We start from the raw sequence: 20,888 nt of genomic DNA, 5'->3' as shown, positions 1-20,888 counted from the left end.
GCATCCTCATTCGCTGCGCAGGGCTTCGCTCGGCGCGATGCCGAGCGCACGCCGGGTGGGGACCAGCACCGACACCGCACCGGCCAAGGCCACGAGTGCGACAACGCTGCCGAAGATCAGGGGGTCGAACGGATCGAGACCAAGCGAGGTCTGCGCCAGCAGCATCGCCCACGGCACGCCGAGGCCGATGCCGAGCACGAGGCCGATCAGCAGCAGGCGGGCGCTGTCGCCGGCCACCGCGGTCACGACCTGGCGACCGGTCGCGCCGATGGCACGACGCACGCCGATCTCGCGGGTGCGCGCCTGCACGACCTGCGCCAGCACGCCGAACAGTCCGGCGCCGGCGAGCAGCAAGCCGACCGCACCGAACAGACCGAACAGCCGCGTCAGGAAACGGTCGCCGACACGATCCGCGGCCAACGCCGCATCGAGCGTACGCACCCAGTACACCGGCGTGTCGGCATCGACTTCGCGCACGATTTCGGCCAGCCGTGGCGCGAAGGCCTCGGCGGCACCACTGGTCTTGACGGCCACGGTCGCGAAACGCACGGGCGATTGCCGCATCGGCAGCAACACGCTCGGCTGCGGCTCGTCGTCGACATCTTCGAGCGTCAGGTTGCGCACCACGCCGACTACGGTGATCCAGGGCGAGGCATCGTCCTGGCCCAGCTTGAAGCGCCGTTGCAGCGGGTCCTGCCCCGGCCAGTAGCGGTCGGCGAAGCGCTGATCGACCGCAGCCACCGGCAGACTGTCGGCGGTGTCGCGTGCATCCGGCAAGCGCCCCGACAGCGCACGCAAACCGTAGGTCGCGGCAAAACCATCATCGACCGCGGCACGCGCCACTTCATCGCGCTTCGCATTCGGGTCCTGCCCCTCGATCCACAGTTCGGCGTGACCACTCATCAGACCCGGCAGCGTTTCCGCCACCGTCGCGGCCGACACGCCGGCTTCGCCGCGCAAGCGTTCGGCGATGCGCTCGAAGAAAGCGACCTGTTCCGCACCGGTCGGATACTGTTGCGGGAAAATGCCGACGCGTGCGGTCAATACCGCCGTCGCCGGCGTGTCGATGCCGAGATCGAATCGCGAACGGGCTTCGAGCTGCCGCCAGGCCATGCCGGCCCCGATCAGCAACACGCACGAGAACGCCACCTGGGCCACGATCAATCCGCGCGCCACCCGCGACGCGCCGCTGCCGGCGCGACCGTTGTCGACGATGGTGCGACTCAGTTCGTACCCGGAGGCGCGCAAGCCCGGCACCAGTCCGGCCGCGATCGTGGTCAAGACCGCGATGCCGATACCGAACAGGGCGACGCGCGGCGTCATCGTGAAGTCGACCCAATAGGCCGGACCATCACCCGCTTCGACGAAGGTCCGCATGGCGTACACGCCGGCCCAGTGCGCAATGGCCAGGGCCAGCGCCGTCGCCACCGCTGTGAGCACCAGAGTCTCCGCCAACAGGGCCGCGAGCAGGCGCGCGCGTCCGGCACCGATGGCCGCACGCAGCGCCAGTTCACGGCTGCGCTGGCTGAGCAGCGCGAGTTGCAAGTTCGCGACATTGGCGCAGGCCACGAGCAACACCGACAAGGCCGCCGCGAGCAGAATGCCGACGATGGTGCGCGTATGCGGGTTGATGAAACGGAAGCTGGCCGGCTGCGCCGCCAGGGTCACGTCGCGACGCGTCTCCGGCGACTGCTGTTGCAGACGTGGCCACACCGTCTGCAGTTCGAGTGCAGCCTCGTCCAGCGATGCACCCGGTTTCAGGCGCGCGATGACCTCGGCGTCGCGCTGCTGCGTCTCCGGTTGGCCGGTCGCATCGCGTGCGGCGGTCCAGACATCGCTGACGAACGGAAAGGCAAACCCGGCCGGCATCACGCCGATGATCTCGGCCGGTTCCATGTTGATGCGCACGATCTGGCCGAGCACGTCGGGCGATGCCGCGAATCGTTGCCGCCAGACGCGGTCGCTGATGACCACGCGTGCGGGTGCACCCGGGCGGTCGTCGTCGGCATTCAGGGTTCGCCCGATCTGCGCATCGACATCGATCAGGCTGAACAATCCGCCGCTGACGAACTGACCGTCGTAGCGCTCGACGTGTTTGCCATCGGACAGGTTCATGGTGCCGCCCGAGAAACTTTCGACGGCGTCGAACCGCGTCAACGCCGCGCGCAGGTCCAGAAGGTCCTGCGAATTCATCGCGTCGAGGAAACCCGGCTCGTTGTGGTCGGACTCGCCGATCTGCACCAGCCGTTCGGCGTCCGGGAACGGCATCGGCCGCAGCACGAGCGCATCGATCACGACCAGCACGAACAGGGTGGCGCCGAGCCCCGTCGCCAGCACGGCGACGATCAGCGCGCTGTGCGCGGTGCGGCGCGTCAGCTGGCGCAGGCCATTGCGCAGTTCCAGTTGCAACATGTTCCAGAACGACGTCATCTCAATCTCCACGCAAGGCCTGGATGGGTTCGACCCGTGCAGCGCGCCGTGCCGGAACGATGCTTGCGACGAGTGCGGTGACGACCAGCGCGGCCACCGCCATGGCATAGCTGGGAAGGTCGAAGACGTTCAGGTCCTGCACCGCTGCTGCGAGCGCCTGCATCAGTCCCAATGCCGCCGCGAGGCCGAAGGCGATGCCGATCAACGCGATCCGCAAGCCGCGCCAGATCATCATCCGGCGCACCTGCCCGACATCGGCACCGAGCGCGATGCGCACACCGATCTCGGCCGTGCGCTGCGACACGCTCAGCGCCAGGCTGCCAAACAGGCCGATGGCCGTCAGCAGCAAGGCGCAGACGGCAAACGTCGCCAAGGTGATGCTCATGCCGCGACGGCCCGCGAGATTGGCATCGATGCGCTCATCGAGCGTCATCACGTCGAACAGCGCGATATCCGGATCGACGCCGCGCAGCGCAGTGCGCAAGGCCGCGGTGGCGAGTCCGGGCTCGCCTTGGGTACGCAGCACGAGGCCGAGATTGGCCGACGGTCGCTGCGCCTGCGCGACATAGATCGTCGGCTGTGCGAGATCCCGGTCACGCGAAAGCAGGCGCACGTTCGCGACCACACCGACAATGGTCAGCGGTTCGGCGGTGAATCCCTCGATCTGCGCACCAACGGCATTCCCTTCCGGAAACTCGCGATCGACGAACCGCTGGTCGACCACCGCGACCGGGGTCGCCCCGAGGCGATCGCCCTCGGCAAAGACGCGCCCGCGCAGCACGGGCGTCGCCAGGGTCGAGAACCAGTCGCTGCTGACCGTGCGCACATGCGCGGCAGGCGTCGCTGCAGCGTCGTCGGAGCGACCGACGACGCCATAACTCGAACTGCGATCCGAATTCGAATAGGGCATGACATCGCTCAGCGCCGTGCCCAGTACGCCGGGCTGGGCGGCCAGCGCCGCCAGCATGCGCGACTGCGCATCGACCTGCTTTTCTGGCGTGTCGTAACGCGTCTCCGGCAGGCTGATCTGGGCACTGAGCACCTGCGCGCTGTCGAGCCCCGCCGGCGCCGCGAATACATCCTGCATGCTGCGCGCCAGCAGCAACGACGCGCACAACAAGGTCATCGCGAACGCCATCTGGGCACCGACCAGCAGGTTGCGCAATCGCCCCGCGGCGGGTGCGTCGCCGCCCGCCCCTTGCGCACGCAGTTCGGCGGTGCGTACCAGACGCCCGCTGGCGAGGGCCGGCGCCAGGGTGGCCAGCAAGGCCGCCCCGATGGCCAGCCCCAAGGTCACGACCACGACGCGGGAATCGATGTCGAGCAGAGGCATGCGTGCCGTCACCGGACCCATCGCAGCCACCAGTCCGGCCAGCGCCAGGCGGCCGATCAGCAAGGCAGCGAGGACACCGCCAAGTGCCAGCCAGAATCCTTCCGCGAACACCTTGCCCATCAACCGGAAGCGCGACGCGCCGAGCGCCGCGCGCACCGCATAGGCGCGGCGCTGCGCGAGCCAGTTCGACAGGGTGAGTCCGGTCAGATTCGCGACGGCGACCAGCAACACCATCAGCACCGCGAACTGCGCGATCAGCATGATCGGGCCGATCCGGTCGAACTGGTAACTCAAGACCCCCTGCACGCGCACCTGGGTGCCGTTGCGGGCGATGTCGTCCTGGATCGACGGGGTCGACTGGGCACGTTGGGCAAATTCGGCGGCGAGCTCCAGTTGCAAATCCTCGGCCGTACGGCCGGGCTTAAGCAGCGCGATTGCCGTGGCATACACGCGCCCGCGCAAATCCTCGCGCAACTCTTCCGCTTCGAACGCGAAGGGCACGTACGCCTGCGTGCTCGGGCTCGGGTAGTAGAACCCGTCCGGCATCACGCCGATGATGCGCCATGGCTCGCCGTCGATCCGTACATCGCGACCGACGACGTCTGCCGCACCCGCGAAGCGCGATTGCCACAAGGCATGCGAGATCACCAGCAGATGATCGCGACCGGCGACCTCTTCGCTGCTGGCCCACGCCCGCCCCAGCATCGGCTGCACGCCGAGTACCTGAAACAGGCTCGAGGTCGAGCGCCGCGCTTCGATGCGCTCGGCCTGCTCGTCGCCATTGAGGTTCAACCCGATCCGGTGCGACAGCGCCATCGCCTCGACCGACGCGGCATCCTTGCGTTCGGTGTATTCGAGCACCGACAGGCCGCCATCGCCGCGACGATGCTGGTTCTCGCTCCAGACCTGGACGATCCGGTCAAGATTCGGCGTCGGCCAGGGATTCAGCAACACGCTGTTGAGCAAGGTCAGGATCGCGAGGTTGGCGCCGAGGCCAAGACCGAGCGTCAACACGCAAGCGAACAGATAACCCGGGCGCGCCATCAGTGCACGTGCCGCTTCCAGCAGGTTCCGCCACACCGAAAAGCCACGCATCCAGGCCGCCATCATTCGCTCCTCAAGGCGTCGATCGGATCGACCCGCGCGGCGCGCGCGGCCGGCGCGAGGCAGGCGACCAATGCCACCAGCGCGAGTGCGGCGGCGACGACGATGAAGGTCGCCGGATCCATGCTGCTGATGCCGAACAGCTGGGTCGCAACGACGCGACCGCTGACCAGCGCGACCCCCAGTCCGAGCGCAAGGCCGAAGGCCAGCAGACGCATGCCCTGCCCGACCACCAGGCGCATCACATCGCGCGGCTGCGCCCCGATCGCGATGCGCAGGCCGATTTCGCCGCTGCGCCGCCCGACCACGAAGGCGAGCACGCCATACAGGCCGATCGCGGCCAGCAGCAACGCGATGACCGCAAAGGCCGCGACCAGCACCAGCGGCGCGCGGCGGATGCCGAGCGAATCGTTGATGCGCGCATCCAGGGTCGCGACGTTGAACACGGCCTGCATCGGATCGACCGACTGCAAGGTGGCGCGCAGCTCGCGCGTCATCGATTCCGCATCGCGCGCCGACTTCACCACCATCGTCGCGGTTTCCACCGGCGACTGGGTGATCGGCCAATAGATCGTTTCTTTACTGACCGCCTGATCCAGTCGGTTGGTCTTGACGGTGCCGACCACCCCGATTACGCGCCACCAATCACCCGGCTCGCCGTTTTCGCCGGGATTGCCGACGTACTGGCCGATCGGATCGCGGTCGCCGAAGCGTTCGCGCGCGAGGAACTCGTCGATGACCACCACGTGCTCGCTGTCGGCACGATCCTGCGGACCGAACACGCGTCCCTTCAGCAGCGGGATACCGACGGTCTTGAAGTAGCCGCCGTCAGCGATGCGGACCTGCGTATGCGGCGGCATCTCGTTGTCGTCGGTGATGCCGCGAATCCGGTAGGACCGACCCCAGCCGAACGGCGTGAACGGCAGTCCGGTCACCCAGCCCGCTTCCTCGACTCCGGGCATCGCCCGCACGGTCGACAGCGCGCGCTCGTAAAAGGCAACACGGGCGACCGCGTCGGCGTAACGATTCTGCGGCAACTCGACGAAGGCGCTGGTGACGCCGCGCGCATCGAAGCCGGGCGACTCGCCGGCGACCTTCCAGTAACTGCGGACCAGCAAGCCCGAGGTCACCAGCAAGGCCGAGGACAGCGCGATCTGCGCGACCACCAGGCCACTGCGCGCACGGACCGCGGCGGCACTGCCGGTATTGCCGCGACCGCCGTCCTTCAACGCGGACACCTGACCGTCCCGAGTCGCCAACGCCATCGGCACCAGCGAGATCAGCGGCACCAGTACGACGCTGACGGCGAGCGTCAGCAGTTGGGTTCGCCACGGCATGACCGCGTCGACACTGGCGAGCAGCAGCGCGCTGCCAGCGAATTCGCGCAACACCAGCAACACCCCGTGAGCCACGATCAGGCCGAGCGCGCCACCGATCAAGGCAGCCACCGCGGTCTCGGTCAGCGTCTGCCGGACCAGCTGCGCCCGCACCGCGCCGATCGCGCTGCGCACCGCGAATTCGCGCGAACGCGCGATGTTCTGCGCCAGCAACAGGTTGGCCACGTTCGCGCAGGCGATCAGCAACACCAGCAGGGTCGCGAGCTGCAAGGTCCACAAGGTCTGTCCGATGTCGCCTACGACGAATTCGCGCAGGTCGCGCGCGATCCCGGTGAACCCGCTCTGTTCGTAGAAGGCCTTGTAGTCCGCCGGCAAACGATCGGCGGTGCGCTTGACGATCGCATCGAGCTCCGCGTTCAGCCCTTCCAGCGTCGCGCCCGGTGCCAATCGGCCGATCGACGACGAATATTCGTTGCCGCGTTCGTTGTCGGAACGCTGCTCGGGCGCCAACTGGAAGGGCACGAGGATGTCCGCCTCCTGGGTCGGGACGCGGAATCCGGCCGGCATCACGCCGATCACCTGCCACGTCTCGCCGTCGACCTCGATGTTCCGGCCGATCGTGTCGGCCGCGCCATTGAAACGCGACAGCCACAGGGCATGCGTCAGGATCACGACCTTCGGACCGCCGGCCACGGCCTCGTCGGCATGGAAGCCACGACCCAGCGCCGGCCGAACCCGCAGCACGTCGAACAAGGAGGGCGTGGTGCGCAGCGCACGCAGGCGTTCAGTCGCGCCCGCACCGGTGAGGTTCATGCCGAGATTGTTGAACATCGCCAGCGATTCCAGCGACTTCGCCTGTTCGACCCGATCGAAGTAGTCCGGCACCGATGTCCCGGCGACTTCAAGATTGTTCTTGGGATAGGAGTTGTACACCGCGACCAGGCGCTCGCCTTCCGGGAACGGCAGGGCCGCCAGCATCAGGCGCTCGAACACGTGGAACACGGCGGCGTTGGCGCCAATGCCGAGCGCGAGGGTGACCACGATCGCACCCCACAGTCCCGGCCGCAGACCGAACTGACGCAGCGCGAGGCGGAGATTGCGCAGGAATGCGTTCATCGTCGGCTTCCTCAGGCGGCGCGGCGGGCGGCGAATGCGCGCGCGAAGTCGTGCGCGCGGCTGCGCGCATCGGGCAGGCGCGGGGAACCCAGCGCGATCGCCGGCAAGGCGTGCACCAGTCCATTCACCAGGTCACGCACCAGCGCGGCATCGGCCACCGCGTTCGGTTCGACCCGCTCATTGCGATCGTTGCTGCTCATGTTCCTCACTCCCTGGTTACGCGGCCTGACCGGCCGACGGGTTCGTCGCGACACGCTTGAAGAGGCGCGCGTCTTCTTCCTTGCGCAACCGGTGCAGGGTCTCTTCATCGACAACCCGGCCGTCGAACATGAAGATCTTGCGGCCGGCGAACTCTGCATAACGCGGATCGTGGGTGACCATGCAGATGGTCGCGCCGCCCTTGTGCAGTTCGTCGAGCAGTTCCATCACCGCCTCGCCGTTCTTCGAGTCGAGGTTGCCGGTCGGTTCGTCGGCAAGCAGGATCGACGGCTTGCCGACCAGGGCGCGCGCCACCGCGACGCGCTGCTGCTGACCGCCGGACAACTGCGCCGGGTAGTGTTTGAGGCGATGCGCCATGCCGACGCGTTCGAGCGCTTCCTGCACGCGATCCTTGCGTTCGCCCTTGCCCATGCCGTCGCGATAGGTCAGCGGCAGCTCGACGTTTTCGAACACGCTGAGGTCACCGATCAGGTTGAACGCCTGGAAGATGAAACCGATCTCGCGGTTGCGGATGCGCGCGCGCTCGTTGGCGTTGATCGCCTCGACCGACGTGTTGTTGAGCGTGTAGCTGCCCTCGGTCGGCGTGTCGAGCAGGCCGAGGATCGACAGCAGGGTCGATTTGCCGCAACCGGACGGCCCGGAGATCGACACGTATTCGCCGCGCGCCAAATCGAAGTGAACACCGGCGAGTGCATGCGTCTCGACCTCGTCGGTGAAGAACACCTTCTTGATGTCGCGCATCTGGATCAGGGAGGAAGTCGCTGCGGTCATGGCGTTTGCTCTTGTCGTGAGTTGAATTCGGAGTACTGCGTCTTTCATCTTGTCTCCTCCCCTTCGCAGCGCGAGGGGGAGGTTGGGAGGGGGTTGCCGTTACTGCAATTTCAAGCGGTCGTACTTGTCCCACTGCGCGGTATCGGACAACACCACCTGGTCGCCTTCCGCAAGGCCGCGACCCACTTCGATGACGGTGACCGAGGCGCGGCCGAGGCGCACCGGCACGCGCGTCGCGATGCCGGACTTCGGATCGATGCGGAACAGCGTGGTGTCGGATTCCGGCTGGCCGTAGGCCGGGCGGCCGACGTAAAGCACGTTCGCCAGGCGCTCGATCTCGATGGTGCCGTCGACCGACAGGTCGGGGCGCGCACCCGCCGGCAGTGCACCGACCAGGTCAACGTCGACCTGCACGGTGCCGTTCAACACGGCCGGATCTATGCGCGACACGGCGCCTTCGACGATGCCATTGCGGGTGTCGACCGCAACCTTTTGGCCAACGAGCACATCCTTGGCCTGCGTTTCGGCGATGCGCAGTTCCGCGATCAGCACGTCCGGGCGGGCGACACGCGCGAGATTGGTGCCCGGCGCCACTTGCTGGCCCTCCTCGACCGGCACCTGCTGCAGCACGCCGTCAATGCCGGCCTTGAGCTTCAGGGCTTCGGCCTGGCGTTCACGCAAGGCCAGCGTGTTGCGCAACTGGTCGATGCGCGCGCGGCCTGCGGCCAGTTGCGACTGCATCGTGTCCTTGAACTTGGCGATGCGTTCCTGCTCGATGTCGAGGCGCACCTTCAGGCGCTCCGACGTGAGCTGCGAGCGGCGGAAGTTGATGTCGGAAATGATGCCCTTCGTGTTCAGATCGGCCTCGGCTTCGGCCTGCAGGCGTGCCGATTCATAGTCGGCCTCGATGCCGGCCATGTTCGCGCGCTGGTCCAGCACCTGCGATTCCAGGCCCATCCGCAGCGCCGCATGGTCCGCTTCGGCGGCCGTCACCGCCGACCGCGCGGCCAGCAACTGGTCGATCACTTCCGGATTCGACAGTTCCATGATCACGGTGTCGGCGGTCACCGTCGCACCCGGCTTGACGATGAATCGATCCACTCGCGCCGCCGTCTCGGCCGCGATCCAGCGCACTTCCTTCGGCACCAGCGTGCCCGGGCCGCGCACCTCGCGCTTCATCTCGCCGCGCTTCACGGCATCGATCCAGACCTGCGATCGACTGACTTTCGGCGCCGCCGGCTCGATCGCCGAGAGGCCGAATGCGAGTGCAACGAGGGTGGCGATGCCGGCGCCGACATAGATCAGCTGGCGACGGCGTTTCTTGGCTTTCAGATCGGGGCGTGAGATGTCCATGCCCCATTGGCGCAATCGGCGTGCCAAAACTAAATGGTCGCAAGCCACTGTTTCTATTCACTATCGGAGTCAACGACGACGAGCGAAGTGTTCGCTTGTCCGGAATCGGACAGCGATCTGCTCCGTCGCCGAACACCGGTGAGCGATTCTCCCGTGTTGACGATTCCTTGCACCGAAGTCGAATTTGCAGACTCCAGGCAAGCCCGCATCGCATGGAATCCCGTCTGCGAAGGGTTTAGTCTCGGTTGACCTCCGGATCCGAGAGCGACGCCTTGACTGCTGTCTTGCTTGCTGAAACGTCCACCACGCGCCGTCGCGCGATGTCGTCGGTGCTGGTCGGTGCCGGATTCACGGTGCAGGCGATGCAGAATTTTTCGGAGACGCTGGCGTTGCTGCAGCGGATGCCGCGGACGTCGAGCGAGATCGTCGCCTGTGCGGTGGGCTGGCCGGATTACGGCGAACCGATGGCCGACGAAGTGTTCGACCTGCTCAGCCGCGACCAGTATGAGCATCTTCCGGTGCTGGTGCTGGCCGACTCGTCCAGCCCCGGCGCGGTCAACTGGATGATGAAGCGCCCGCGCTCGGCATTGCTGAACTGGGGCGACTACAACGAGGCCGGCGAGGCACTGCAGAAGCTGATGCGCCCGACCCAGCCCAGTGCGATTTCGCTCGATGCCACCACGCACGCGAACATGCGCGTGCTGCTGGTCGACGACTCCGCCACGGTGCGTCTGGCGTTCCAGAAATTGCTGGCGAAGCAGGGTTATCAGGTCGAGGTGGCGTCCAGCGTGGTCGAGGGCAAGGCCAAGTTCGCGGCGAATCCATCCGACATCGTCGTCACCGACTACTTCATGCCCGGCGAAAACGGGACCGAGCTGATCCGCGCGCTGAAAGCCGACTCGAGCAGCAGCAGTGCGATCTGCGCAGTCATCACCGGCACCTATTCGGACCAGGTGATCAACGATTCGCTGGCCTCGGGCGCGATCGAATGCATGTTCAAGAGCGAAGCCAAGGAGCTGTTCCTGGCGCGTCTGCATTCGTTGGCGAGAATGGTCAGCGATCGCAAGATGGTCGATGCGGAGCGTCGTCGCCTGCAGGGCATCCTGTCGTCAGTCGGCGACGGCGTGTATGGAGTCGATCGCAGCGGCGTCATCCAGTTCGTGAACCCCGCCGCGGTCGACCTGCTCGGATACGCCGACGTGTCGGATCTGGTCGGACAGTCGGCCTACGAGAAGTTCCACCATGCCTTCGAGAACGGCGCGCCGATGCCGCGCTCGGCCTGTTTTCTCAGCCAGTGCTACACGCAAGGTTCGCAGGTCCCGAATTGGCAAACGGTCTTCATCAGCGCGGCCCGACGGCCGATTCCGGTCGAATGCACGGTCTTCCCGATGAACGTGGACGGCGTCCGCGAAGGCTCGGTGGTGGCCTTCCGCGACGTGTCGCAGCGCCGCGTGCTGGAAGAAGAGCTGCGCTGGCAGGCCAGTCACGACTCCCTGACCAAGCTGCACAATCGCGCCTTCTTCGAGAGCCAGCTTGAACAGGAAGTGTCGCGCCTGAAACGTTCGGAACAAACCTCGCTGCTGCTGTTCATCGACGTCGACCGCTTCAAGTACATCAACGACACGGCCGGCCACAGCGCCGGCGACCAGCTGCTGGTCGAAGTGAGCGCGCGGCTGAAATCACGACTGCGCCAGTCCGATCATCTGGCGCGCATGGGCGGCGACGAGTACGCGATCATCCTGCGCAACGTCACCAGCATGGATATCGACTCGGTCTCCGACGAATTCCGCCGTGCGCTGACCTCGCACCCATTCGTCTACGCCGGCAAGACCTATCGCATCACCGTGTCGATCGGCGTCGCGAAAATGGACAAGCACACCGAGTCGTCTGCGGAAGCGATGGCGAATGCCGACATCGCCTGTCATCTGGCGAAGAACGGCGGGCGCAACCAGACCCATGTGTTTTCGCAGGACTCCGACCAGCGCGCCAGCATGGACATGGAGCTCGGCTGGTCGACGCGACTCGAGGAAGCACTGCGCAGCGACGGCTTCGTGCTGAGCTATCAGCCGATCGTGCCACTGGCCGATTTCGGCGACACCCCCTCGAACAGCGGTGTCAAGCTCGAACCCTATTTCGAAGTGCTGCTGCGCCTGCGCGACAGTCAGGGGCGCCTGCTCGCCCCCGACGCCTTCCTGCCGACCGCGGAGCGCTTCGGCATGATGCTCGACATCGATCGCTGGGTGATCCACAACGCGTTGCGCGCACTGCGCGAAACCGCGCGTCAGGGTCGGCGCGTGAAGCTGTCGCTGAACCTGTCGGCGCAGTCGCTGATCAATCCCGCCACCGCCAGCTTCGTCACCGACAAGCTGGTGGAATTCGATGTCGAAGCCAGGCAACTGGTGTTCGAGATCACCGAGTCGCGCGCGGTCAGCAACCTCGAATCGGCGCGGGCCCTGATCGGCCACTTGCGCGCGCTCGGCTGCCAGTTCGCGCTGGACGATTTCGGCGTCGGCTTTTCGACCTTCTCGCACCTCAAGCACCTCGACGTCGACTTCCTGAAGATCGACGGATCGTTCATTCAAGGGCTCGTCGACGACAAGGTCGACCAGGCGGTGGTCAAGGCCATCACCGGCATCGCGCATTCGGTGGGCAAGCTCACGGTCGCAGAATTCGTCGATCGTCCGCAGATCCTACCGCTGCTGCGCGACTGCGCCGTCGACTACATCCAGGGTTACTTCATCGGCGAACCGCAAGTCGGTCTGGAACGCGCCCTGCCCTTTGCGCAGGTCGGCCACCAGGAAGGCACACCGATGCGCGAGGCGAGCTGAGGCCGCGTCATGGCGGACGGACCCGCAAGTTTCCTGTTCCACGACTACGAGAGTTTCGGTGCGCGTCCGCGTGTCGATCGGCCCTCGCAGTTCGCGGCGGTCCGCACCGATGCCGAATTGAACGAGATCGACGAGCCGATCGCATTCCATTGCCAGCCGACGCGCGATGTCCTGCCCGATCCCGATGCCTGCCTGATCACCGGCATCACGCCGCAGATCGCACAACGCGACGGTGTTCCGGAACCGGAATTTTTCGCGCGCGTGCACGAGGCCATGACCGTGCCCGGCAGTTGCGCGCTCGGCTACAACTCGATCCGCTTCGACGACGAACTGACCCGGCATGGGCTGTGGCGCAACTTCTTTCCGCCTTACGACCGTGAATGGCGCAACCGCTGCTCACGCTGGGATCTGATCGACCCGCTGCGGGCCGCCTACGCGCTGCGGCCGCAAGGCATGGACTGGCCGGCCCGAGACGACGGCGCGCCCTCGTTCCGGCTCGAACACCTGACCGCCGCAAACGGCATCGACCACGCGGGCGCGCACGATGCGCTGGTGGACGTGCGTGCGACCCTTGCATTGGCGCGACGGATGCGCGGCGCGCAACCGAAACTCTGGCAGTTCCTGCTCACGCATCGCGACAAGCGTTCGGCCGGGCGCCTGCTCGACCTGGCGAAGCCGGCCATGATCTTGCACACCTCGACGCGCTTCCCGGCGCAGCGCGGCTGCACCACCCTGGTCATTCCGCTGGCCGCGCATCCATCCAGTCCGCAGGGCGTGATCGTGTTCGATCTGATGTCGGATCCGTCCAGTTTGCTGGACCTTGACGTCGACGACATTCGCGATCGCGTCTTCGTGCCACGCGCCGATTTGCCTGACGACATCGAACGCATTCCGCTGAAGACCGTGCACCTGAATCGCTGCCCGGTGCTGGCACCGGCGAGTGCCTTGGCCGGTGTCGATCTCGATCGCATTGCGCTCGATCCGGTGCGTTGCCAGCGCCATGTCGAGCAACTGGGCGAATACCGCGGCTTGCTCTCGGCCAAACTCGCCCTGGTGTTTGCGAACGAGCGCGACTTCGCCGGCAACGACGCCGAAGCCGATCTTTACGGCGGACTTCCGCCCGAATCCGACCTGGCGCTGCTGCCGAAGATCCGTCGCGCGGCCCCCGCGGAACTCGCCGGCTTCGACGCCCGGCTGCGCGATCCGCGCTATCGCGAACTGCTGTTTCGGTATCGCGCCCGCCATCACCCGGACACGCTCGATGCGGACGAGACCACGCGCTTCCAGTCCTGGGTGCGCGCCCGCCTGATCGACGGCCGCGACGATGCCTCTCGCAGTCTTGCCGCTCGACAATTGCGCATTGCCGATCTGCGTGCGACCACGACGACGACACGCGACCAGGAACTCCTCGACGCGCTCGATGCCTGGCTGTTCGACATCGAGCGCGAGGTGCACCTTTACCCAGAGGCCGCCGCTGCGATCTAATCAGCACACATGGTCGCCCTGCCCCGCAATGCTCCGCGCGCGCTCTGGCATTTGTACGTGCCGAAGCTCGTCAGCGTGCTGCGCCGCGGTTATGGCGTCGCCGATTTCCGCCACGATCTCGTCGCCGGGCTCACGGTTGCGGTGGTCGCCCTGCCGCTGGCGATGGCGCTGGCCATCGCTTCAGGCACGACCCCGGAAAAGGGACTGCACACGGCCATCATCGCCGGGTTCCTGATTTCGTTCTTCGGCGGATCGCGCGTCCAGGTGGGCGGACCGACGGCGGCTTTCATTCCGGTGGTCTTCGTCGTGATCGAGCGCTTCGGCTACGGCGGCCTGATCCTGTGCACCTTGCTCGCCGGCCTGATGCTGATCGCCGCCGGCTTGCTGCGCCTCGGCACCCTGATGAAGTACATGCCGCAGCCGGTGATCGTCGGCTTCACGGCCGGCATCGCGGTCAGCATCTTTTCCAGCCAGATCAAGGATGCGCTCGGCCTCGACATCGCGAAGGTGCCGCCCGAGTTCCTGCCGCGCTGGCGCGCCTACGTCGCGGCCTTCGACAGTGCCGACCTCGCCACCACGCTGTTGTGCCTCGGCGGCCTCGCGGCGATCGTGGTGCTGCGACGATGGCGTCCGCGCTGGCCCGGATTCCTGATCGTGGTCGCGCTCGCGGCCTTGCTGGTCCATGTCACGGCGCTGCCGGTGGACACGATCGGCACGCGCTTTGGCGGCATTCCGGCGACGCTGCCGGCGTTCGCGTTCCCGCATATCCCCTTCGAACGCACTTTCGAGATGCTGCCGGCGAGCTTCACGATCGCGTTCCTCGCCGGCGTCGAATCCTTGCTTTCGGCGGTCGTGGCGGACGGCATGATCGGCGGCCGCCATCGCTCGAATGCGGAACTGGTCGCGCAAGGCATCGCGAACTGCGGCTCGGCCCTGTTCGGCGGATTGCCGGCGACCGGCGCGATCGCACGCACCGCGACCAACGTGCGTGCCGGCGCGCGCTCGCCGCTCGCCGGCATCCTGCATGCGGCGTTCGTGCTCGTTTTCATGCTGGTTGCGGCGCCGACGATGACCGACGTGCCACTGGCGATCCTGGCCTCGGTGCTGCTCGTCGTGGCCTGGAACATGGCTGAAATCGAACACGTCAAGCACCTGCTGCGCGGGCCGGTCGGCGACCGCGTGGTCCTGCTCGTGACGTTCACGCTGACCGTCGTCGCCGACCTGACCATCGCGATCGAAGTGGGTGTCGTGCTGGCCGCCTTCCTGTTCATGCACCGCATGAGCGAAGTCGTCGAGATCGAATCCGGGCGCAAGCTGATCGAGGACGACGAGGAAGACATCACCGCACGCACGCAGCCGGACCAGCGATCGCAACTCCCCGACGGCGTCGAGGCCTTCCAGATCTCCGGACCGCTGTTCTTTGCCGTCGCGAACCGGCTCGACGACGTGCTCGATCAGTTCGCAGTGCGGCCCAAACTCTTCATCCTGCGCCTGCGTCGCGTGCCGCTGATCGACGCGTCGGGCGCACAGGCGATCCGCCAATTCCTCGACCGCTCCGACCGGCTCGGCATCAAGGTGTTTTTCTCGGGCCTGCAAGCGCAGCCGCACCAGGTGCTGATGGCGATGCACGTCCTCGAACACCCGAACCTGCTGCTGCTCGCCGACGACTTCCAGATCGCGGTCGAGACGGCTCGAGAGTTCCTGGCGCAATTGGAACAGCGAATCGGGCTTTGAATGGCGTCAAAAAGCATCGGGCCACAAGTGGGCCTCCTACAGAGCGCGATCAGGCTTCTTGTAAGAGGGCCACTTGTGGCCCGAATGCTCTTCAGGCGCCAAATCAGCCGCGCGAACCGGCCTGCACCAGCTGCGCCAAACGACGTACCGCCACCGACACGGTCGGGTAGTCCATGTTCACCTGCGAGCGCATGTCGGCAAACATCGCCAGCGTGAACTTGAGCGGGGCATCGTCGCGCTTGATCCAGGCATCGACCAGGGCCGCACCATCGGCCTTGCCGTCACCGCGTTCAAGTACCTGCGCGGCCAGTGCGCGCTGTTGCGCGAACAATTCGTCGCGCGACACGCCACGCGCATGCGCATGCCAGCGCCCCTCGACCGGCAACTCGTCGATCTTTGTCATCAGCCACTTCAGGTGCAGGGCTTCGCCGAGGTTGAAATACACCTTGGCGACCTGCTTCAGCGGCAGCTTGCGCTCCAGCGCGACCTCGACCACATCCAGGCCCGAGGCCAATGCCGGCAGCCCGGACAATCGATCCGCCAGGGCCTCATCGAAACCAGCCTTGACCCAGCGCTCGCGCGACTGGCGCGCGATCTGCCGATCGGTCTCGGCGAACACGCCGGCAAGACCATCACGCAATTCCTTGAAACTGGCGCCATAACGCGTCACCGCGCCGGCGATATCGAGGCGCCCGCCCGGCAGGTTCAGCAACCAGCGCGTCAAGTTGCGGATCAAATGCCAGACCTGCAGCATCGCGTCGATCTGGGCATCGCCGTGCACCTTGCCGTCCAGTGCCTCGATCGCAGCCCAGATGCTGCGTGCATCGAGCAGTTCACGCGCGATGGCATACGCCTTCGCGATCTGCGCCGGCGATTCGCCGGTGTCCTCCTGCATGCGCATCACGAAGGTCGCGCCCATGCGGTTGACGATCGAGTTCGTCACCGCGGTCGCGATGATTTCCCGCTTCAGGCGATGACCCTGCATCTCGCTGGCATAACGCCCTTGCAGCGGCTTCGGGAAATACCGCACCAGCTCGGCCGACAGGAACGGATCTTCGGGCACGTCGGATTCAAGCAACTGATTGAACAGCACGATCTTCGAATACGACAGCAGCACCGAGAGTTCCGGGCGCGTCAACCCGAGGCCGCGCGCCTTGCGCTCGCTGAACTCGGCATCGCTCGGCAGGAATTCGAGCTGGCGATCAAGCAGCCCCTTGGATTCGAGCGTGCGGATGAAATGCTGCTTCGACCCGAGACGCGACACGCTCATGCGTTCCATCACGCTGATCGCCTGGTTCTGCAGATAGTTGTCGCGCAGCACCAGGGTGCCGACCTCGTCGGTCATCTCGGCCAGCAATTCGTTGCGCGCCGCCATCGTCAATGCACCGCGCGCCACGATGTCGTTGAGCAGGATCTTGATGTTGACCTCGTGGTCGGACGTGTCCACGCCGGCCGAGTTGTCGATGAAATCGGTGTTCAGCAACACCCTGTTGAGGGCCGCCTCGATACGGCCGCGCTGGGTCATGCCCAGGTTGCCGCCCTCACCGATAATCTTCGCGCGCAGGTCGCGACCATTGATGCGGATCGCGTTGTTGGCACGATCACCGCAATCGGCATGCGTTTCCGCCGACGATTTCACGTAGGTGCCGATGCCGCCATTCCAGAGCAGATCGACCGGCGCCTTCAGGATCGCGGTCATCAACTCGTTCGGCGTCATCGACTCGGTGCCCTCGGCGATGCCGAGTGCCACGCATACCTGCGGCGTGATCGCGATGGTCTTGGCCGAGCGCGGGAACACCCCGCCGCCAGCCGATATCAGTGTCTTGTCGTAGTCGTCCCAACTCGATCGCGGCACGTGGAACAGGCGGCTGCGCTCCTTGAACGACACCGCAGCATCCGGATTCGGGTCCAGGAAAATGTGGCGGTGGTCGAATGCCGCGAGCAGGCGAATGTGCTCGGACAGCAGCATGCCATTGCCGAACACGTCACCGGACATGTCGCCGACACCGACGCAGCTGAACTCCTGCGCCTGCGAGTCGCGACCGAGCGAGCGGAAGTGACGCTTGACGGACTCCCAGCCACCTTTCGCGGTGATGCCCATGCCCTTGTGGTCATAACCGACCGAGCCACCGGAGGCGAACGCATCGCCGAGCCAGAAATCGTGCTCCAGAGAAATCGAGTTGGCGATGTCGGAGAAGGTCGCGGTGCCTTTGTCTGCAGCCACCACGAGATACGGGTCGTCGGCGTCATGGCGGACGACCTGCTGCGGATGCACGAGCGCATCGCCGACGAAGTTGTCGGTGATGTCGAGCAGCGCATTGATGAAGATGCGATAGCAGGCGATCCCTTCCGCCAACTGTGCATCACGGTCGCCAGCGATCGGCGGCTTCTTCACGAAGAATCCGCCTTTCGCACCGACCGGCACGATGACGGTGTTCTTGACCATCTGCGCCTTGACGAGGCCGAGCACTTCGGTCCGGAAATCCTCGCGACGATCGGACCAGCGCAATCCGCCGCGCGCGACGGGCCCGAAGCGCAGGTGCACGCCTTCAACCCGCGCCGAGTAGACGAAGATCTCGCGATAGGGCCGCGGCTTCGGCAGGTCCGGGATCTTGGCCGGATCAAACTTGAAGCAGAGATAATCGCGCGGCTTGTCGTGCTTGAGCTGGTAGTAGTTGGTACGCAGCGTCGCGTGGATCACCGTGATGAAACTGCGCAGGATGCGGTCGTCGTCGAGACTCGAGACGCCGTCAAGCATGGGCTTCAAGGCCTTCGATGCGATATCGAGCTTGGCGGCATGGTCGCTGCGCGCCGGATCGAATTTGGCTTCGAACAATTCCGCAAGCTGGCGCGCGATCTGCGGGTAGCGATTCAGCGCCTCTTCCATGTAGGCCTGCGAGAACGGCACGCCGATCTGCAGCAGGTACTTGCAGTAGCCACGCAGCATCGCGACCTGGCGCCAGTTCAGCCGCGCGGAGAGAATCAGGCGATTGAAGCCGTCGCTCTCGACATCGCCACGCCAGGTGCGTTCGAACGCAGCCTGGAAGCTGTCGCGTACCTGTTCCGGATCGACCTCGATGCCTGCCTGCGGCTGCACTTCGAAGTCCTGGATGAAGATGCGCGAACCCGCGCCGAGCGTCATCTCGAACGGATGCTCGGACAACACGCGCAGACCCATGTTCTCCATCATCGGCAACGCTTCCGACAATGCAATCGGCGCACCGAATCGGAACAGCTTGAGGCGCAGGCGCACGCTGTCCCCCGGCGCGCGGTACAGCGCCAGACGCAAGTCGTCAGCGCTCTTCAGGGCCGCACAGGTTTCGACGTCGGCGGCGGCGAGTTCCGTCGAACTCGATTCGACATAACCCATCGGCAGGGCCTTGCCGTAGCGCGTCGCAAGCTTGAGGCCACGTTCCTCGCCGTGCTTGGCGACCAGCAGATCGCGCAGTTCGTCGTACCAATTGCGCACGATCTGGGCGATGCGCATTTCCAGTGCCGACACATCGACATCGACGCGCGCACCGGCCTTGGGGCGAATCGTCAGATGCAGACGCGCCAGCGGTTCGTCGCCGACATGCACGGTGGAATCGACCCGCTCGCCCTCCAGGGTCTCGCGCAGCAGGATCTCGATGCGCTCGCGCACCGCCTGCGTGAATCGGTCGCGCGGCAGGAACACCAGGCAGGAGTAAAAGCGGCCATAGATGTCGCGGCGCAGGAACAGGCGCGTGCGGGCACGTTCCTGCAGCGCCAGCACCGACATCGCGGTGTCGTGGATCTCGCCGGTCGCCGCCTGCAGCATTTCGTCACGCGGCATGGTTTCGAGGATGTGGCGCAGCGCCTTGCCACTGTGACCGGCCGGCTTCAAGCCGGAGTCGCGCATCACCGACTCGTACTTCTTGCGCACCAGCGGTATGTCCCAGGGCCGCGCGGTGTAGGCCGAGGACGTGAACAACCCGAGAAAGCGTTCTTCGGCGACCGGCTTGCCATTCGCGTCGAAACGCAGGATGCCGATGTAGTCCATGTAGCCCGGACGGTGCACGTTCGAGCGGGCATTGGTCTTGGTGATGATGACGACCTTGCCGCCTTCGCTGTCCGGCACATCGCGCGCCGCCAGCGACTTCAGCGGTCGCGGCCGCGCTTCCTGGCCGCGCAGGATGCCAAGCCCGGAGCCGTCGACCGCCAGCAGCACGTCTTCGCTACCCTGCTTCGCCGTCGTGTATTCGCGATAACCGAGGAAGGTGAAGTGGTCGTTGGCGGCCCAGCGCAGGAATTCCTGCAACTCGACGCGCGCACTGGCATCGACCGGCAGCGGACGCGCCGCCAGGTCTTCGGCGATCTCGTGCATCTTCGCGCGCATGCCCGCCCAGTCACGGACGCAGGCGCGAACGTCATGGAGCGCGCGCTGCACGGCTTCGGCCAAACGCGACATTTCTTCGGGATCAGCGCGGCGATCGATCTCGAAATGCATGAACGACTCGGCCTTGCCGCGACCACCCGTCGCCGACTCCTCGTGCATGCCCAGCACGTGGCCGCCTGCGTCGCGGTCCACCTGCACGACCGGATGCACCACCGCATGGACGAAGTTGTCGCAATTGGAAATGGCCAGGGTCACCGAATCGACGAGAAAGGGCATGTCGTCGGTCAGCACCTGCACGACGGTGTGGGACGATTCCCAGCCATGCTCGGCGTGATTCGGGTTGTAAACGCGGACCAGAGCGCTGTCCCCGGTGCGAACCTGCAGGAAGTCGAGCGCATCGCGCGCCAGGCCGGCCCAGTCGGTCAGCTCGCGGCCGGCCATGTCCTCGTCCGGCACTCGCCGGAAGAACAGCCCGACAAAGGTCTGGGCAATGCCCAGCCGGGCGGCGCTGAATCCGGGTTTCAACTGGGCGAGGACCGCCTCGACGAGTGCATTCTTGTTCGGCATGACGGCGGCAACCAAGGACCTGAAACGGGGCGCGAAGGATACCGGGGGGTATCCCGCAAGAACCAGAGAAACAATCGTTTGAAAGCGCCTGCTGAGGATGCACGTCAAGGCATGCAAAAATTCGTCGCAAACCCGCATCAATGCTACCGTTTGTCACATTGCCCAACGGCGTCAAAGAATGCCGCAAATGTGAACGTCGGCACACTTTGCGGCAGCACGGCGGCTAGAGTCGCAACATCCTCGGGGAACTCGCA

General features: G+C 65.8%; 10 protein-coding genes. 3 read left to right on the top strand and 7 right to left on the bottom strand.

Annotated features, from left to right (window positions below):
* Positions 1-6 precede the first annotated feature (6 nt).
* The 6 genes from IPP28_09900 to IPP28_09875 all read right to left on the bottom strand — a co-directional run bounded on the left by IPP28_09900 (position 7) and on the right by IPP28_09875 (position 9,663).
* The gene (locus IPP28_09900; GenBank protein MBL0041332.1) at positions 7-2,430 is read right to left on the bottom strand and encodes an ABC transporter permease; all 2,424 of its coding nucleotides are present in this window, start codon (positions 2,428-2,430) and stop codon (positions 7-9) included.
* A gap of 1 nt (position 2,431) precedes the next feature.
* Positions 2,432-4,870: an ABC transporter permease gene (locus IPP28_09895; protein MBL0041331.1), complete on the bottom strand. Its 2,439-nt coding sequence runs from the start codon at positions 4,868-4,870 to the stop codon at positions 2,432-2,434.
* The gene (locus IPP28_09890; protein ID MBL0041330.1) at positions 4,870-7,320 is read right to left on the bottom strand and encodes an ABC transporter permease; all 2,451 of its coding nucleotides are present in this window, start codon (positions 7,318-7,320) and stop codon (positions 4,870-4,872) included. Before IPP28_09890 ends, IPP28_09895 begins: the two co-directional genes overlap by 1 nt.
* A gap of 11 nt (positions 7,321-7,331) precedes the next feature.
* The gene (locus tag IPP28_09885) at positions 7,332-7,520 is read right to left on the bottom strand and encodes a hypothetical protein (protein MBL0041329.1); all 189 of its coding nucleotides are present in this window, start codon (positions 7,518-7,520) and stop codon (positions 7,332-7,334) included.
* Between the two features lie 16 nt (positions 7,521-7,536).
* Positions 7,537-8,310: an ABC transporter ATP-binding protein gene (locus tag IPP28_09880; GenBank protein MBL0041328.1), complete on the bottom strand. Its 774-nt coding sequence runs from the start codon at positions 8,308-8,310 to the stop codon at positions 7,537-7,539.
* Between the two features lie 99 nt (positions 8,311-8,409).
* Positions 8,410-9,663 carry an HlyD family efflux transporter periplasmic adaptor subunit gene (locus tag IPP28_09875; GenBank protein ID MBL0041327.1) on the bottom strand — a complete coding sequence of 418 codons (1,254 nt, stop codon included), beginning with the start codon at positions 9,661-9,663 and terminating at the stop codon, positions 8,410-8,412.
* Positions 9,664-9,935: 272 nt separating this feature from the next.
* Between IPP28_09875 and IPP28_09870 the strand changes: the two genes are divergently transcribed.
* The 3 genes from IPP28_09870 to IPP28_09860 are packed head-to-tail and all read left to right on the top strand — an operon-like array spanning position 9,936 to position 15,710.
* Positions 9,936-12,491 carry an EAL domain-containing protein gene (locus IPP28_09870; GenBank protein ID MBL0041326.1) on the top strand — a complete coding sequence of 852 codons (2,556 nt, stop codon included), beginning with the start codon at positions 9,936-9,938 and terminating at the stop codon, positions 12,489-12,491.
* Between the two features lie 9 nt (positions 12,492-12,500).
* Positions 12,501-13,976, top strand: coding sequence for an exodeoxyribonuclease I (sbcB, locus tag IPP28_09865; protein MBL0041325.1), 1,476 nt, complete (start codon positions 12,501-12,503; stop codon positions 13,974-13,976).
* 9 nt (positions 13,977-13,985) lie between these two features.
* Positions 13,986-15,710, top strand: a complete 1,725-nt coding sequence (locus IPP28_09860) for an STAS domain-containing protein (protein ID MBL0041324.1) — start codon at positions 13,986-13,988, stop codon at positions 15,708-15,710.
* 103 nt (positions 15,711-15,813) lie between these two features.
* On the opposite strand, the gene IPP28_09855 is transcribed toward IPP28_09860, so the two are convergent.
* Positions 15,814-20,772, bottom strand: coding sequence for an NAD-glutamate dehydrogenase (locus tag IPP28_09855; protein MBL0041323.1), 4,959 nt, complete (start codon positions 20,770-20,772; stop codon positions 15,814-15,816).
* Positions 20,773-20,888: the final 116 nt, after the last annotated feature.

Source organism: Lysobacterales bacterium, assembly GCA_016721845.1.
GTDB lineage: Bacteria > Pseudomonadota > Gammaproteobacteria > Xanthomonadales > Ahniellaceae > JADKHK01.
The sequence above is the reverse complement of the archived record's forward strand: the minus strand, read 5'-3'. Positions and strand labels throughout refer to the sequence as shown.